Consider the following 16,367-nt stretch of genomic DNA (forward strand, 5'->3'; position numbering starts at 1 on the left):
AAGTGTCTATTTTTTATGGCGTAACTGACAGATTAATTTATAAGCCGCAGGAATGATAAATAGGGATAATAACGGTGCAGTTATCATTCCACCAATCATCGGTGCAGCAATACGGCTCATCACTTCTGAACCGACTCCTGTTCCAAGTAATATTGGCAATAAACCGGCTAAAATTACGGCAACCGTCATGGCTTTAGGGCGAACACGTAAAACTGCACCTTCATATAATGCACGGTCTAAATCTTGGTTTGATAGCTTGCTTATTCCTTGCTGTTTTTCTTTATCTTCGATTGCATGGCGTAAATAAATCAACATAACTACGCCAAATTCAGCCGCGACACCTGCCAATGCAATAAATCCAGTTCCTGTTGCAACTGATAAATTAAAGTTCATCCAATAAAGGAACCAAATCGCGCCCACTAAAGCAAAAGGTAAACTTAATAAAATCAGTAAAGCTTCACTAAATCGTCTAAAGGCTAAATAAAGTAGTACAAAAATAATCATGATGGTCGCGGGAACCATTAACATTAATTTTTGGTTAGCCCTTTCGAGTAATTCAAATTGCCCCGTAAAGGAATAGCTAAGACCCGGCCTCATTTGAATATTATCTTTTATTGCTGTATCAATATCTTTAATAACAGAAACCATATCACGATCACGTGCATCAATATAAATCCAACTAGTCGGTCTGGCGTTCTCTGTTTTCAACATGGGAGCGCCCATATTCACGGAGACATCTGCAACATCACTAAGTACTATTTGCTGTTTGTTTGGCGTTAAAATTGGTAATAACTTCATCGCAGATACACTATTTCGGTAATCTTGAGGATATCTTATGCTAATTGGGTAACGCTCAATCCCTTCAACTGTTTCCCCAATCATTTCCCCACCAGTGGCCATTGAAATATACACTTGTACGTCGCTGACACTCATACCAAAACGAGCCGCTTTTTCTCTATCAATTTTGACATCAATATAGCGTCCGCCTACCAACCTCTCAGCCAAAACTGAAACCACCCCCGGTACCGATTTTGTGACTTTTTCAATTTCTTGGGCTAATGCATCGATTTCTTCAAGATCCCTGCCTGATACTTTAATACCTATAGGACTTTTGACTCCCGTAGATAACATATCAATACGGTTACGAATAGGTGGAACCCATAAGTTTGCAACCCCAGGTAAACGTACAGTTTCATCGAGCTCATCAATAATTTTTTCGAGTGTCATTCCTTCTCGCCACTGTGCTTGCGGCTTCAAACGTATCGTTGTTTCAATCATTTCCATCGGGGCTGAATCCGTTGCTGTTTCAGCTTTACCAACTTTTCCAAATACCGTATCCACCTCTGGAATAGTTTTGATTAACTTATCCGTATTTTGTAGTAAAAATGCCGCTTGTGCAGGCGAAACACCCGGTAATGTTGAAGGCATATAAAGTAAGTCACCTTCATTAATTGCAGGAAGAAATTCACCACCTAAATTTTTTAATGGCCATATCACCGTAAATAAAGATAAGAAACCAATTAATAAGGTGGTTTTCGGCCACGCTAATACCTTAATTAAAATAGGGCTATAGAGTGAGATCAACCAACGATTCAGTGGGTTTTTATTTTCATTTGGAATATTACCGCGGATCCAATATCCCATTAGAATTGGAATAACAATCAGCGCTAAAGCCGCAGCACCCGCCATGGCATAGGTTTTTGTGAATGCAAGTGGACCAAATAAACGGCCTTCTTGCCCTTCCAACGTAAAGATAGGAATAAAAGACAATGTGATAATTAATAAACTGATAAATAATGCAGGCCCAACTTCAACAGCGGAATCCGTAATAACTTTCCAACGCTGGGCATTATCAATGACTTTATCTTCATTTTCATGTTGCCATTTTTCTAATTTTTTATGTGCATTTTCGATCATAACAATAGCGGCATCCACCATGGCTCCGATCGCAATTGCAATGCCCCCTAACGACATAATATTTGCATTTATTCCTTGGTAGCGCATGACGATAAAGGCAATAAATAATCCAAGGGGCAAAGAAATAATTGCCACGAGAGCAGAACGGAAATGCCATAAAAAAACGGCACACACTAATGCGACAACAATAAATTCTTCTAGTAACTTATAACTTAAATTATCAATCGCGTTATCAATAAGAATGCTTCTATCATAAGTCGTGATAATTTCGATGCCTTCCGGCAAGCTAGCACTTAAATCTTCAAGTTTCTGTTTTACATCCTGAATCACATTACGTGCATTTTCACCAGAGCGAAGCAGAATAATTCCCCCAACTACCTCACCTTCTCCATTTAGCTCAGCAACCCCACGACGCATTTCGGGGCCTTCCTGTATTCGAGCAACATCTTGTAGGTAAATAGGTACACCATTTTCTGGCGTTTTTAGGTAGATTTTATTGAAGTCATCAATAGATTGAAGATAACCACTTGCTCTAACCATATATTCAGCTTCAGCAATTTCAATCGATGAACCACCAGCTTCTTGGTTAGCCATTTCAACGGCCTGTTTTATTTCAGGTAATGTCACTGAAAATTGGCTGAGCTTGAGTGGGTCAACTAAGATTTGGTAAGATTTAACCACACCGCCAACGGTTGCCACTTCTGAAACATTAGGCAAAGCCTTCAATTCATATTTCAAAAACCAATCTTGTAATGAACGTAGTTCTGCTAGATTATGTTTTCCAGTTTTATCCACTAAAGCATATTCAAAAATCCAACCAACACCTGTCGCATCAGGGCCAATGGAGGCTACTGCACCTTTGGGTAATTGGTTTTGGACTTGATTTAAATATTCTAAAACTCGTGAACGAGCCCAGTATAAATCTGTATTATCTTCAAAAATAACATAAACATATGAGTCACCAAATGCAGAAAACCCCCGCACCGTTTTTGCTCCCGGCACAGATAGCATCGTCGTCGTTATCGGGTAGGTAACTTGGTTTTCGACCAGTTGCGGCGCTTGCCCTGGATAAGTGGTTTTGATGATCACTTGTACATCAGATAAGTCAGGTAATGCATCAACTGGTGTACTGCGAATGCTCCAAATACCCGCAATGACTAAAAACACGACTCCCATTAACACTAGAAATCGGTTAGCAACCGAGCGTCTTATAATCCATTCCAACATACTCTACTCCTGAGATTTATGTGATGAATGATTAGATGACGCTGATACTTCAGGAAGCGCTTCCATCTTGGCTAATGCACCAGCAATATTCGCTTCAGAATCAATCAGGAAAATACCCTGAGTCACTATATGCTCACCCACTTGTAAGCCTTCAGATATTGCTGTCATTTGTTGAGATTCACTCAGCACTCGTACTCTTTTGGGAATAAATTCACCATTCTCACCAACAGCAATAACATGCTGTTCTTTCCCTGAGTCCACAATGGCTTGTGAAGGGATCAATAAACTTTCATTACCTTCTGCAACTAAATTTAAATATGCTGTCATACCTGATTTTAATAAATGGTTAGGATCAGCAATTTCTGTACGAATATTAATTGTACGACTTGCTTGATCTGCACTGGGTAATATCAACCAGTTTTTTACAGTAAATAACTGCGAAGGATAGGCAGGAATAGAAACTGTAAATTGTGTTTGTTGATTAAGTAATTCAGCAACTGACTGAGGAACAGATGCATTAATCCATAATGGATCTGTTCCTTGTATTTGTGCGATAACGACTTCTTTGGATACATTCATCCCTAAACGTAGATTAAGTGCAGTAATTACCCCGGAAATAGGAGCTTGAATAGTAAAACGTGTTTGCACTTTTCCTGTTTTAATAAACTGAGAAAGCGCGCCTTCTGGCATGCCATTTAAACGTAAACGCTCAATGACACTATTAAGATCTTGTTGGCTCGCATTCATTTGTTTAAGCGCAAGATATTCGCTTTGTGCTTCAACCCATGCAGGGATCGTTAGCTCAGCAATAGGAACACCTTTTTGGATCCTCTCACCTACTGTGAATGGATAAACTTTTTCAACAAAACCATTTTCGCGTGCTTGTACAATAGCAAATTGATGGTCATTAAACGCAATTTCGGCTGGAAATGTTAAGTCATAGTTTAATTTCCCCCACTTCACATCCACCGTTTTAAGCCCTAAATTTTGTGTCTGTGTTGGGTTAATTGTTACCCCTTTGCTATTCGCTGAAGCCAAGTTTTCATCCGCATATTTAGGAACAAGATCCATGTCCATAAAAGGGGATTTCCCTGGTTGATCAAACTTGGTATTGGGATACATGGGATCATACCAATACAATACGGTGCGTTCTTGTTTTTCAACTGATTGGCTATTATTTTCTATAACGAAAAAATAACGGTAAAATAAAATTGAAATAACGCTCGATAAAATAATTACCAATAGCAATTTGGTCAGGTTAACTAATGACATAACATCTCTCTACCTATTTAGTTTATTTTTTCGACGGATTTCAACATTGAAAGATTACCTTGTTGTACAAATGAAAATTTCAATTCATCATTTTCTTGTAAACCGTTGATCATATTTTCATCTTCATATGTAAAACGCATCGTCATTGGTGGCCAACCAATGCTTTCTATTTCTTTATGATTTATCGTTAATTTTTTATTATCTTTGTCAATCGAGATTAGCTTTCCTTCAGTGTTAATTGTTGGTTCCGCCGCTTTTTCTGGATAAATAGAGTGATTATGTTCAGTAGCATTTGCATAGCTGGTTGCTGTTAACATCGCCATTGAAATTGCAAAAAATACCGTATTTAGTTTTTTCATTTTTACCCTCATGATCTGATTAATCCGCCACCTAGTGCAGAGAATAAATTTATTTCATTCTTCTGCTGTTCTATTTTCAACATCAATAAATTTTGCTGTTCTGTAAATAAGCTACGCTGTGCTTCGAGAACGTCGAGATAACTCAAACCACCATATCGATAACTTGCTTGTTTCTGTGTTAAGACGTTTTGCAGCGTGTTGACATATTGTTCTTGGGAAATAAGTTGTTTTTCTAAACTCGATTTGATCACTAAGGCATCTTTCACTTCGCGAAATGCCACTTGAATACTTTTTTCGTAATTAGCAATCGCTTTATTTTTTCTAATATTTGCCAACTCTAAATTTCGGCTATTTGTCCCCCCAGTAAAAATAGGTAGCGTAATTTTAGGAATAACATTCCAAATACCATTTGAAGAGTCAAATAACCCCGTTAAAGAATCATTACTATTTGCAATTCCCGTATTAAAGGAAATAGAAGGAAAGAAAGCTGCTCTCGCTACACCTATGTTGGCATTCTCAGAAATAATGTTTTGCTCCGCAGCCATAATATCTGGGCGCTTTAGCAATATTTCAGAAGGAATATCTGGAGGTGTCGTAATTAAAGGATAGTTTGGCTCGTAGCGTCCTAGATCTAAGTTTATTTTTGTTGCATAGTCATTTGTCAAAAAATTCAGTAAATTTTCATTTTTTGCAATTTCACTTTCAATTTTTTCGATATTAATAGAAATAGACTGTACTTGCCCTTTAGCTTGTTCTAGGTCTGATAGCGCGGCTTTTCCTGCCGCCACTTTTTGCATTACAATTGATTGACTATTGAGATAACTTTGTTTCGTCTCTTGTGCAATTAATAATAGCTTTTGGTTATACACCACATCTAAGTACGCTTCTGCTACCGTTTTAATCGTGATAATTTGTGTCGCACGGCTCATCTCTTGAGAAGCAATAAACTTTGCTTTGTCTGCATCAGATAAATTTTTGATACGCCCAAAAAAATCCAGCTCATAGCTGATATCAATGCCTACGCTGTATTTCTTATTAAGGGATGACCCGGTCTCTAACGACTGACTATAATCACCACTCATCGATGAATTAACTTGAGGATATTTTTCTGCCCCCGCGAGCCCAAAACGTACACGAGCTTCCTCTACATCTAACGCAGCAAGGTATAAATCGCTGTTTTTCTCTAGTGCAATTTCTATCACGTTTTTCATTTGAGGGTCTTGAATAAACTGTTCCCAACTAGGGATCAATAATTCAGTTTGAGCCTGCTTTGCTGCATCAGAAAAATGACTATTGAATTGATGAGGTAAATTAAGGTTAGGGCGTTGATATTCAGGAGCGAGCGAAACACAGCCCGTCAAAGTTAAGGCATAAGCTATTATTAATATTTTTGGGGAATACATGGTATAGCCATGCCTCTAGTAATTAAAATTGGAGCTATAGTAAAAAAGACCTCCTGTTAGATTGATGACATGAAAATGACAAATTTGTCATTTTACATTTCGTTGCTGTAGTGCTTAGAATGGCTGCATTATTTACCCAGCTGATAGGTCTGAGATGAAATTACTTATTGTTGAAGATGAACATAAAACGAGAGAATACTTGTCTAAAGGCTTAAGTGAGTCCGGGTTTATTGTTGATGCAATCGAAAATGGTATTACAGGCCTGCATATGGCCACAACTGAAGACTATGATTTAATTATTCTTGATGTGATGTTACCTGATATTAACGGCTGGGAAATTGCAAAGAGCTTACGCAATTCAGGAAAAAATACACCAATACTGATGCTCACTGCATTAGGTAATGTTGAGCATCGAGTCAAAGGACTAGAGTTAGGTGCTGATGATTATCTCGTTAAACCATTTGATTTTTCGGAGTTACTCGCTCGAGTAAGAACTTTATTACGCAGAGGCAACAGCAGCATCCAAAAAACACAGTTTACCATTGCTAACTTGCATGTTGACCTGATTAAGCGACGCGTTACCCGTGAAAATGATAAAATTATACTCACCAGTAAAGAGTTTTCTTTATTGGAATTTTTTATTCTTCACCAAGGTGAAGTACTTTCTCGTTCTCTTATCGCTTCAAAAGTGTGGGATATGAATTTTGATAGTGATACCAATGTGATTGATGTAGCAGTGAAAAGATTAAGAGCTAAGATAGATCAAGGCTATGAGCCTAAATTGATCCATACCATTAGGGGAATGGGCTATTTACTTGAGATCCCTGAAAATGATTAAATTTTTTCGATCTCCTGTCTCAATTTCAATTCGTCTTATTGTTTTGATCAGTATTACTCTCTCCCTCGCCTTGTTACTATTTAGCTCGATCATGATCAATTCGGTTATGTTGCATTTTAAACAGCAAGATGAATACACACTTAACCAGTTGAACCTAACGATCCGTAGCTTGTTAAATAACAATACAGACTCACAAAGTGAACAATATGCACGTATTAAAACCATTATTAATGAGCACCAAGACATTACTATTTATCTCATTGATAAAAAAGGAAATGAATTAATATCTCCCAATGCAACAGATAAGCTCATTACGTACTTAAAAAATTATGATCCTCATAAAAATAACCAAGAAGAGCTTAAAAATTATCGCCTATCTGAAATTATTATTCAGGTAGATTCCCCCTCAGAGTCTAAACAATACCGATTAGTTACTGCATTATCATTAAATTTTCATCATGATTATCTGAGTTCATTAATAAATAACTTAATTGTCAGCGCTATTATATTGTGCTTATTTACTATTCTTGTCGTTTATTTCCTTGTAATTAAAGGATTAAAACCCCTTAAAGATGTGAGCGATGAAATCAAAAATGTCACTTCCGAAAACTTAAGTGTGCGTTTAGACCCTGATTCTGTACCTAATGAATTAAAACAATTAACAAAATCATTTAATCAGATGTTAGTCAAAATTGAAGATGTTTTCGTAAGACAAACGAATTTCTCAGCAGATATAGCTCATGAAATGCGTACACCTATCACTAATTTAATGACTGAAACCCAAATATCTTTGAGTAAAAATCGCAGTAAAGAAGAACTCGTTGAAGTGTTATATTCTAATTTAGAAGAATATAACCGTCTATCACGAATGATCTCTGATATGCTTTTTCTTGCTCAAGCAGATGATAATAGGCTTATCCCTGAAAAAAAAGTTATTAATATTAAAACTGAAATAGAGCTCATATTTGATTATTTTGAATATCTCGCGGAAGAGAATGAAATAAAGCTTAAACTGATTGGTGATACAGACCCTATTATGGCCGATAAAGATATGTTAAGAAGAGCAATTACTAACTTAATATCAAATGCTATCCGCTATACCCCAAAGGGGGATTCTGTCAGTATTAATATTTCGAATGTAAAAAATGGTATTGAATTAATTATCAGCAATCCCGGCATAAAAATACCAGAAGAACATTTAGCAAAACTCTTTGACAGATTTTATCGAGTAGATAAATCAAGGCAAAGAAAAAATGAAGGGAGCGGAATTGGGTTAGCTATCGTCAAATCAATCATATTAGCGCATAAGGGAAGAATCACTGTAACATCAGATGATTTTTCAACACGTTTTACTGTATTTTTACCTAAGGAACCAAATTAAATATCTACCATAAATGGCAATTTTGTCATCTTGTTGTCAGTATTCAGACAGAAATAAAGCCTTATTATAGTTACAAGATAAATTATCTAACTTAATAAGGATTTGTAATGAAAAAAATTATTTTTGCTTTAACACTTGTGACTGTAACAACACATGTAGCAACCGCTCAAACAGAAAAAGAAATACATTATAATGCAGCGAATGCATTAAATTTCACTGAGAACAATACATCGTATTCTAATCAAAAATCGATTAATGACCACTTGAGTAAGGCGGGTATTTCAGTCAACGATAATATCAACTCAACCCAATCATTTCTTCAATTAGATAGACATACTCAAGCTGCTACCGCATTGAATTTTACTCAAAATAGTACCTCCCCAGTAATGCAGAATATGATCAGTAGCCACCAAAGCCAATCACCTAACTATAAAAAATCGATGGTAAAAGTTGCAAATCCATTTTCCGATATGAATGAAAATGAAAAAGCCGTCACCATGTTAAACTTTCATAAAAATAGTTCATCTGCTTCTATACAAAGTAAAATAATAGGATATTCAAAAAATAATTAATTAGAACTTTAAAACCATATTATTAAATAAATATTAATATGGTTTTAAATTAAAAAAAATAAAATTTAGTTATAGACACAACAAATAGATTTTATTTGACCAATTTCATTTTTTATTACTAAATTGATTGAATATTTATTGAACATCAAGAAAAATAAGTTATTATTTCTAGGCAGTTCATTTCAATACTAACTTTAAAAGGTGATTATATGTTTAAAAAGTCAATCATATTTGCATTTTTATTATTTCCAACTCTCTCTTTCGCTACTCCTATTCTTCCTTTCCCACCAGAGCCACCTATCCTAGATATAGACGTAAACGTAGCCTATAACGGAGATGATGATGATGTTTGGCTGAACATCAAATAAAATTCAGAAGACATCAAACAAAGCTTAAGGTAATTCCCTTCATAATATATAGCCTTATATCCTTTTAATATACTACATTAGGAAACATAGGCCTATATGCTGTTAAAATCAATGGTAAAGTGGAATTGTATTTTAATATATTCCACTTTACTATCCTACCCCATAAAACCCTAATCTTATGATAATTAATTTTAAAACAAAACATTACCTGGCAAATTATTAATTAATTATCTCAAATGATTCATTATTAATAAATCATTTAAAATACGCACAAAAAAAATAAATAATGTTATTTTATATTAACAGTGGACTAAATTTAATTTCACTCTTAGATGAAAATATTAATTACTTATTCAAAATCATGAATTACAATTTCCTTGCAGTTCACTCCAATTTAAACTTTTAATCGAGGATTTTATATGTATAAAGCATCTATTGTCATAGTATCTTTATTATTCCCAATTCTAGCATCTGCAACTTCTTTCCAAGAAAAACATTCTGACAATACTTCGACTTATTCTACTATTTATGAACAAAACCATGGAGGAAATGGAGGGAATGGCGGTCACGGTGGTAATGGAGGAAATGGTGGTAATGGAGGGAATGGCGGCCATGGTGGTAACGGCGGTAATGGCGGTAATGGCGGCAACGGTAGATAATATATCTCGTCACTAAATATTTCCCTCCTCACTCGATGAGGGGGGAACGGAGGAATTTACCATGTATAAAAATTACATTTCACTTGGCGTCTTATTAATTAGTTCTATTTCATTTTCAGCATACTCTCACTCCTTATTTAATACTCCATCTAACTGTTTATTAAAAAATGAACTCAATATTAATGAAATTAATAATAAAGTATGTTCGATACTCCATGGCCAATATTACTATTCTAAAATTTTTAGCTTTGTAAGTTATGGACAAAACGGAAATTCGGGTCACGCTGGAAATGATAGTCAAGGTGGCCATGGTGGTAACGGTGGTCATGGTGGACACGGTGGTGATGGCCAAAATGGAGGGAATGGCGGAACAGGATCAAATAACGGTAATGGTAGCAATGGCGGAAACGCAGAAAAAGGCAGTAATGGCAATGGAGGAAATGGCGGTAATGGCAGTGTAACTGGAGGTGATGGCGGAAATGGCGGTGATGGAGATGGTGGTGGTAGTGGTGGGAACGGCGGGAATGGAACTGTAAATGGCAATGGGGGAAATGGGGGAAATGGGGGACATGGTGGAACTAATGGCGGTAACGGAGGTAATGGGGGCAACGGCTCTGGTAGTGGTAATGGTGGAAATGGGGGCAATGGTAGCCAAGGAGGAAAAGGAGGACGCGGTGGACCTGATGGCGGTAGAGATGGGCACGATGGTATTAGCATTAGCTCAATGTGACAAATAAATCCGTTAGAAGTGAATAAGTGATGTGGCAATATGAAACCATATAATTATCTTTATAAAAGATGGTATTACCAATAAAAACGGAAGCTTTCGCTTCCGTTTTTCGTACACTTGCAATTTTTATTGCTTAGGTGCTAATTTCATTAAAAATGCGCGTAATTGTGCAAAGTCAGATGGTAAAAAGTGTGAGAGGAGTGGTAGTTCCGCACGCTCTGCTAACTCTTTCGGTAAAGGTATTGCCTTATTAAGAATTTCTTCAACACTTTCTTTAAACTTAGCTGGGTGTGCCGTGCCTAAAAACAGCCCGTATTCACCTTCTTGCAACTGGTCACGAAGCACACGATAAGCAACCGCAGCATGTGGCTCAGATAAATACCCTTTTTTATCTAATTCACGTACTGTCTCTTTAGTCACGTCGTCACTCACCGCTCCATAGCCTAATTCATCAAGGGACCAACCTTTACGGCGGAATAACTCTTCAATACGAGGCCAGTTGTTTGGCTGGCTAACATCCATGGCGTTCGATAATGTTGCCACAGTTTGCTTTGGTTTCCATTGCCCATCAACAAGGTAACGCGGCACAGTGTCATTTACGTTAGTTGCTGCAATAAAGCGTTTAACCGGTAGGCCCATTGATTTAGCTAATAAACCTGCCGTAAGGTCACCAAAATTACCACTCGGAACCGAGATCACTAATTGATCACGTTTTTCTGCTGGGATCTGCGCGACGGATTCGAAGTAATAACAAATTTGAGCTAACAAACGACTGATATTGATCGAGTTCGCCGAGTTTAAATACAACGCCTTTTTCAGCTCTTCATCATCAAATGATTGTTTTACTAATGCCTGGCATGCATCGAAGTCATCTTTAATCGCAACCGTATGAATATTTTCACCCAGCGTGCAGAAGAGTTTCTCTTGCAGCGGGCTAATTTTTCCTTCTGGATAGAGAATAACAACTTGCACGTTTTTAAGACGATAGAATGCGTGTGCAACCGCGGCTCCTGTATCCCCAGAAGTAGCAGTCAAAATGGTCACCGGCTGCTCACCAGCTACTTGGCCCAATGCCTGAGCCATAAATCTGCCACCGAAGTCTTTAAATGCGAGTGTTGGCCCATGATATAACTCCAACGTTGCTACATCATCTTCAACCTTAGAAACTGGCGCAGGAAAAGCAAACGCGGTTTTAACACGTGCAGCTAATTCTTCTTGTGGAATTTCATCACCAATAAAGGCACTTAAAATTCGGCTGCTACGTGTGACGAAATCTAATTTTAATAATTCGTCGATTTCAGCCGCTGTAAACTCAGGTAAGTCTTGAGGAAAAAATAAACCTTGTTGCTTACCTAACCCCTGCTTAACCGCTTGTGCAAAACTTACTTGTTCATTGTTATCTTTTAAATTATACAGTTTCATTATTTACCCTATTGTCCTTGCCCCGGCCAGATCCAAACGGCAGATATGCACAAAGCCTTCATCATTCTGAATATAATGTTGTTGCAAGTAGCTCGCCATTTTTTCAGCGATATGTTTCTCATCGCAAATAGCAAACAATGTTGGCCCTGAGCCAGAGATACCACAAGCCAATGCACCGATTTCTTTTGCATTTTGACGTGCTGCCGCAAAACCGGGTAATAATTGTGTACGATAAGGTTCTGCGACAACATCTTGGATCATCGTTGCGGCAAGTAACGGCTGGTTTGTATGGCATGCATGAATAAACCCTGATAAGTATCGGCCATGGTTTACTATATCGTGGCGTGGATAGCTATCAGGCAGGATCGCACGCGCTTCTGCTGTCGATACCTTAATTCCAGGGTAAGCCATAACCCAATACCAATTTTCAAATGCAGGTACAGGCTGAGAAATAATGCCATTTTGTTCGATAATCAGCTGCAAACCACCTAAAAAACACGGTGCGACGTTATCATAGTGCACACTTCCTGAAATACGCCCTTCGAGCTCCCCCATCATGCCAAGCAGTTGAGTATCATCGAATGGTTTCTCTGCAAATTCGTTAAGCGCCATCAGTGCAGCGACAACAGAACAGGCGCTAGAACCGAGCCCTGAACCAATTGGCATATTTTTTTCAAGCGTCATCGCGACATTTAATGGCCTACCAAGGCGCTCACAAAACAACTGCCAGCACTGGTAAACAATATTGTGTTCATTTTTTTTCGGCAGCTTAGCAACGAATTTTCCTTGATTCGTCAGGGAAAAAGTATCCGCAGCTTCAATTGTTACACAATCACCTAATAGTGAACCGTCAGCAGGCGAAACAGCTGCCCCAAGGACATCAAACCCGACGCTCACATTACCAATTGAAGCCGGTGCATAAACTTTAATCACTTATTAAACTCCCAATTTCCATGAAAGGGTACGCAGCATATCCGCAAATACACCAGCAGCAGTAACATCATTACCTGCGCCATAACCTCTTAATACTAAAGGAATTGGTTGGTAATAGCGTGTATAGAAAGCCAGTGCATTTTCACCATTTTTAACCTTGAAGAGTGGGTCATTGCCATCAACAGCGACGATTTTCACTTGGCAGCGCCCTTCTTCAATCAGCCCAACATAGCGTAACACTTTTTCTTCCGCTTCTGCGGCTTTTATACGCTGTGCAAATTGCTCGTCCAGTTGTGGCAAACGTGCCATAAACTCAGAAACAGGGCCACTGCTATCAAAGTCCGAAGGTAAAACAGGTTCAATTTCAATATCTTGCAATTCTAAATGATAACCCGCTTCACGCGCTAAAATTAATAATTTACGCGCAACATCCATACCTGATAAATCATCACGAGGATCTGGTTCTGTGAAACCTTTTTCTTTCGCAAGTGTTGTGGCTTCTGATAAAGACATACCTTCGTCTAATTTACCAAAAATGAATGATAAAGAGCCTGATAAAATTCCGCTAAAGTGAACCAGTTCATCCCCTGCATTCAGTAAGTTTTGTAGGTTTTCAATAACTGGCAACCCTGCACCTACGTTAGTGTCATAGAGGAATTTACGTTTCGAGGTTTCACTTGCCGCACGTAATTGATGGTAGTAATCCATCGATAATGTATTGGCTTTTTTATTCGGTGTAACCACATTAAAGCCGTCTTTCAAGAAATTGACATACTGCTCTGCGATTTCCTGATTTGATGTGCAATCAATAATGACAGGGTTCAAGAAATGGTATTCACGTTCTAAGCGAATTAAACGGCTTAAACTAAATGGCTCTTTCGCTTCCGCTAGCTCCGCTTTCCAGTTATCTAAATCAATCCCTTGCATATCCGTTAACATTGCGCGTGAATTTGCAATACCGCATACACGCAGATCAATATGCTTTTGTTTTAACCATTGTTGCTGGCGGTGAATTTGTTCAATTAATGCATTACCAACACCACCCACACCGATGATAAAGGCTTCGATAACTTGCTCTGCATTAAATAGCATTTGGTGACATAAGCGTACCGCTGTTGTGGCAGACTCATTGGCAATAACGGCAGAAATAGAACGTTCAGAAGACCCCTGTGCGATAGCGACAATGTTGATGTTACCGCGAGTTAAAGCCGAGAAGAAACGCGCCGAAATGCCCTTCAAAGTGCGCATTCCATCCCCCACAACTGAAATAATCGCTAACTGCTCCATCACATCCAGTGGATCAAGTACGCCATCTTTCAGCTCTAAGTAAAATTCTTCTTCCAGTGCAGCGCGAGCTCTCACTAACTCATTTTGCGGAACACAAAAACTAATACTGTATTCCGATGAAGACTGTGTGATCAGAACGACAGAGATCCCTTTGCGAGACATGACGGAGAAAATGCGAGCAGCCATCCCCACCATCCCCTTCATTCCGGGGCCGGATACGTTGATCATCGCCATGTTATTCAGGTTGGTGATCCCTTTCACTGGCGTGCTCTCATCGGTTTGCCCATCACCAATTAAAGTACCTGGAGCGCTTAAATTAGTGGTGTTTTTTATCAGGCAAGGGATTTGGAATTGAGCAATTGGGGCGATGGTACGAGGGTGAAGGACTTTGGCTCCGAAGTAGGATAACTCCATGGCCTCTTGGTATGACATACCTTTTAACAAACGCGCATCAGGCACCAAACGCGGGTCACAAGTATAGACCCCATCAACATCAGTCCAAATTTCACAACAATCAGCACGTAAGCAGGCCGCTAAAACCGCAGCAGAATAATCAGACCCATTACGGCCTAATACTACTAATTCACCTTTTTCATTACCCGCTGTGAAACCTGCCATTAAAACAAAATGATCTTTCGGTATATTTAAATCGGCAATACGTTTAGTTGACTCATTTATATCAACCGTAGATTCAAGATAATGACCTTTCGCGAGTAAGCTCTCAACTGGGTTAATAACCGTCACATTATGGCCGCGTGCTTTTAGCACTGATTCCATAATGGCGATAGAGAGCTTTTCACCACGGCAGATAATTGATGCGTTAATGCTGTCCGGACATTGCCCGAGAAGAGTAATACCATGCAGTACTTGTTTGATTTGTGCGAATTCTTGTTCTGTCAGTTTTTTTAACCGATCATATTCAAAACCAGGTTGTTTTTCTTTTAATCCTTTTAAAAGGTTAGCAAAAATCATTTCAGCATCATTAACATGCGTGATGACATCTTGTCCTGCAACCGTTTTTTCAATCATAGCAACCAGATGGTTTGTGATTTTTGCTGGTGCAGATAGCACCAAAGCCACTTGTCCATCTGCTAGTTTACTTTCAGCGATGTCAGCAACATTCAGTACTCGTTCGTCATTTGCAACCGAAGTACCGCCAAATTTAAGCACACGCATGGTATTTCTCTCCTGAATTAACACCAAAAAAAAGCCCGCATCGGTTAAGTATGCGGGCTTTTTCATTTTTATTTTTTGGATGCGTCAGCCCGCCCCGTTTCCTGTGGTTACGGTGGTGGTGGTAATAATAATAGTCAGGCTGATATTACGCATAGATTCTGTCTGTCTCTTAGATTCTTTAAGTTTCTCTCTATACGGTTAAAGCAATTGGTATATTTTGTCAAATTTATTTGCAAAACATCCCTTTTATCTCCCTTTTTTTATTCGATAAATTATCTACCAGCACGAAAAACTCATCCACAAAAAGACACTCATTACATCAAATTCAGTGTTAAAAACCAAGATAACAAATATTTAAAGATTAATAATTTTTTACTCAATAAAAAACCAAAATGACTATTAAATAGGCAATAGAGATAGCCTTCAGTAATTTCCTGTGAAGAGAATCAAGATGAGAAGATGAGCAACAACGACCAGGTTAATTGATGCATTTAGCAGCTATATTTCTTATCATTTACCCCCATGCTCATCAATACATGAGCGCCAATAGCAACAGATTACACAGGTACGTATTGATACTTAGCCTCATGATTTTTTCATTCGTTTAAATTACAAACAAATGTTATGGAGTTATTAAAAATTAGTCACATCAAAACAAAATAAGCATTTTTCCTAATTAAATGAAACAAAAAATTACAGACTAAATATTTACATCCCGTTATCTCTAACAAGATAAATTTTTCACCTTTTTTTGTAGCAAAATAACATTTCAAAATTGGAGGTAGGTCACAAATTAAACATTATTTATGATGGTATATTTAAC

General features: G+C 37.9%; 13 protein-coding genes and 1 other annotated feature. Of the genes, 5 read left to right on the forward strand and 8 right to left on the reverse strand.

Translation table 11 applies throughout. The features are described from left to right. Nucleotides 1-6 precede the first annotated feature (6 nt). From PSF31_RS13480 to PSF31_RS13495, 4 genes are read right to left on the reverse strand one after another with little or no spacing between them, the layout of a single operon-like run. Entirely contained in the window at nucleotides 7-3,144 is a 3,138-nt protein-coding gene (locus PSF31_RS13480) for an efflux RND transporter permease subunit (RefSeq protein ID WP_164561220.1), read from the reverse strand. Between the two features lie 3 nt (nucleotides 3,145-3,147). Further along, on the reverse strand, nucleotides 3,148-4,416 hold the full coding sequence (locus tag PSF31_RS13485) for an efflux RND transporter periplasmic adaptor subunit (RefSeq protein WP_096864534.1): 1,269 nt from the start codon (nucleotides 4,414-4,416) through the stop codon (nucleotides 3,148-3,150). 17 nt (nucleotides 4,417-4,433) lie between these two features. Further along, complete coding sequence (locus PSF31_RS13490) at nucleotides 4,434-4,775, reverse strand: copper-binding protein (RefSeq protein ID WP_232062915.1); 342 nt, start codon at nucleotides 4,773-4,775, stop codon at nucleotides 4,434-4,436. An 8-nt stretch (nucleotides 4,776-4,783) separates the two neighbouring features. Further along, nucleotides 4,784-6,178 (reverse strand): efflux transporter outer membrane subunit, encoded by a 1,395-nt coding sequence (locus PSF31_RS13495; RefSeq protein WP_096864536.1) that lies wholly within the window; start codon nucleotides 6,176-6,178, stop codon nucleotides 4,784-4,786. Between the two features lie 154 nt (nucleotides 6,179-6,332). Here PSF31_RS13495 and PSF31_RS13500 point away from each other — a divergent pair, with 154 nt between their 5' ends. The 5 genes from PSF31_RS13500 (at nucleotide 6,333) to PSF31_RS13520 (ending at nucleotide 10,726) form a co-directional block, all read left to right on the forward strand. Then, nucleotides 6,333-7,016, forward strand: a complete 684-nt coding sequence (locus PSF31_RS13500; protein ID WP_004905666.1) for a heavy metal response regulator transcription factor — start codon at nucleotides 6,333-6,335, stop codon at nucleotides 7,014-7,016. Beyond that, nucleotides 7,009-8,397, forward strand: coding sequence for a Cu(+)/Ag(+) sensor histidine kinase (locus PSF31_RS13505; protein ID WP_004905667.1), 1,389 nt, complete (start codon nucleotides 7,009-7,011; stop codon nucleotides 8,395-8,397). The genes PSF31_RS13500 and PSF31_RS13505 overlap by 8 nt, the downstream gene beginning before the upstream one ends. A gap of 107 nt (nucleotides 8,398-8,504) precedes the next feature. Next, a complete protein-coding gene (locus tag PSF31_RS13510) occupies nucleotides 8,505-8,969 on the forward strand; it encodes a hypothetical protein (protein ID WP_164561221.1) in 465 nt (154 codons plus the stop codon). A 787-nt stretch (nucleotides 8,970-9,756) separates the two neighbouring features. Continuing rightward, entirely contained in the window at nucleotides 9,757-9,996 is a 240-nt protein-coding gene (locus PSF31_RS13515) for a hypothetical protein (protein ID WP_096864538.1), read from the forward strand. Between the two features lie 61 nt (nucleotides 9,997-10,057). After that, entirely contained in the window at nucleotides 10,058-10,726 is a 669-nt protein-coding gene (locus PSF31_RS13520; protein ID WP_096864539.1) for a hypothetical protein, read from the forward strand. A gap of 126 nt (nucleotides 10,727-10,852) precedes the next feature. Here the strand turns inward: PSF31_RS13520 and thrC are convergent, their stop codons facing one another. The 4 genes from thrC to thrL all read right to left on the reverse strand — a co-directional run bounded on the left by thrC (nucleotide 10,853) and on the right by thrL (nucleotide 15,697). After that, complete coding sequence (thrC, locus tag PSF31_RS13525; RefSeq protein WP_096864540.1) at nucleotides 10,853-12,148, reverse strand: threonine synthase; 1,296 nt, start codon at nucleotides 12,146-12,148, stop codon at nucleotides 10,853-10,855. Between the two features lie 3 nt (nucleotides 12,149-12,151). Then, on the reverse strand, nucleotides 12,152-13,081 hold the full coding sequence (gene thrB / locus PSF31_RS13530) for a homoserine kinase (protein WP_004905678.1): 930 nt from the start codon (nucleotides 13,079-13,081) through the stop codon (nucleotides 12,152-12,154). Between the two features lie 3 nt (nucleotides 13,082-13,084). Beyond that, the gene (thrA, locus tag PSF31_RS13535; protein ID WP_096864560.1) at nucleotides 13,085-15,544 is read right to left on the reverse strand and encodes a bifunctional aspartate kinase/homoserine dehydrogenase I; all 2,460 of its coding nucleotides are present in this window, start codon (nucleotides 15,542-15,544) and stop codon (nucleotides 13,085-13,087) included. A 24-nt stretch (nucleotides 15,545-15,568) separates the two neighbouring features. Beyond that, nucleotides 15,569-15,690, reverse strand: a sequence feature (Thr leader region). Then, a complete protein-coding gene (gene thrL, locus PSF31_RS21115; RefSeq protein ID WP_071548816.1) occupies nucleotides 15,629-15,697 on the reverse strand; it encodes a thr operon leader peptide in 69 nt (22 codons plus the stop codon). It overlaps the preceding feature by 62 nt. Nucleotides 15,698-16,367 lie beyond the last annotated feature (670 nt).

Origin of the sequence: Providencia sp. PROV156, assembly GCF_028480905.1 — a bacterium.
Classification (GTDB): Bacteria; Pseudomonadota; Gammaproteobacteria; order Enterobacterales; family Enterobacteriaceae; genus Providencia; species Providencia hangzhouensis.

Coding starts and splice junctions, on each gene's coding strand:
- PSF31_RS13480 (WP_164561220.1), bottom strand. CDS start 3,144: ATGTTGGAATGGATTATAAGACGCTCGGTTGCTAACCGATTTCTAGTG.
- PSF31_RS13485 (WP_096864534.1), bottom strand. CDS start 4,416: ATGTCATTAGTTAACCTGACCAAATTGCTATTGGTAATTATTTTATCG.
- PSF31_RS13490 (WP_232062915.1), bottom strand. CDS start 4,775: ATGAAAAAACTAAATACGGTATTTTTTGCAATTTCAATGGCGATGTTA.
- PSF31_RS13495 (WP_096864536.1), bottom strand. CDS start 6,178: ATGTATTCCCCAAAAATATTAATAATAGCTTATGCCTTAACTTTGACG.
- PSF31_RS13500 (WP_004905666.1), top strand. CDS start 6,333: ATGAAATTACTTATTGTTGAAGATGAACATAAAACGAGAGAATACTTG.
- PSF31_RS13505 (WP_004905667.1), top strand. CDS start 7,009: ATGATTAAATTTTTTCGATCTCCTGTCTCAATTTCAATTCGTCTTATT.
- PSF31_RS13510 (WP_164561221.1), top strand. CDS start 8,505: ATGAAAAAAATTATTTTTGCTTTAACACTTGTGACTGTAACAACACAT.
- PSF31_RS13515 (WP_096864538.1), top strand. CDS start 9,757: ATGTATAAAGCATCTATTGTCATAGTATCTTTATTATTCCCAATTCTA.
- PSF31_RS13520 (WP_096864539.1), top strand. CDS start 10,058: ATGTATAAAAATTACATTTCACTTGGCGTCTTATTAATTAGTTCTATT.
- thrC (WP_096864540.1), bottom strand. CDS start 12,148: ATGAAACTGTATAATTTAAAAGATAACAATGAACAAGTAAGTTTTGCA.
- thrA (WP_096864560.1), bottom strand. CDS start 15,544: ATGCGTGTGCTTAAATTTGGCGGTACTTCGGTTGCAAATGACGAACGA.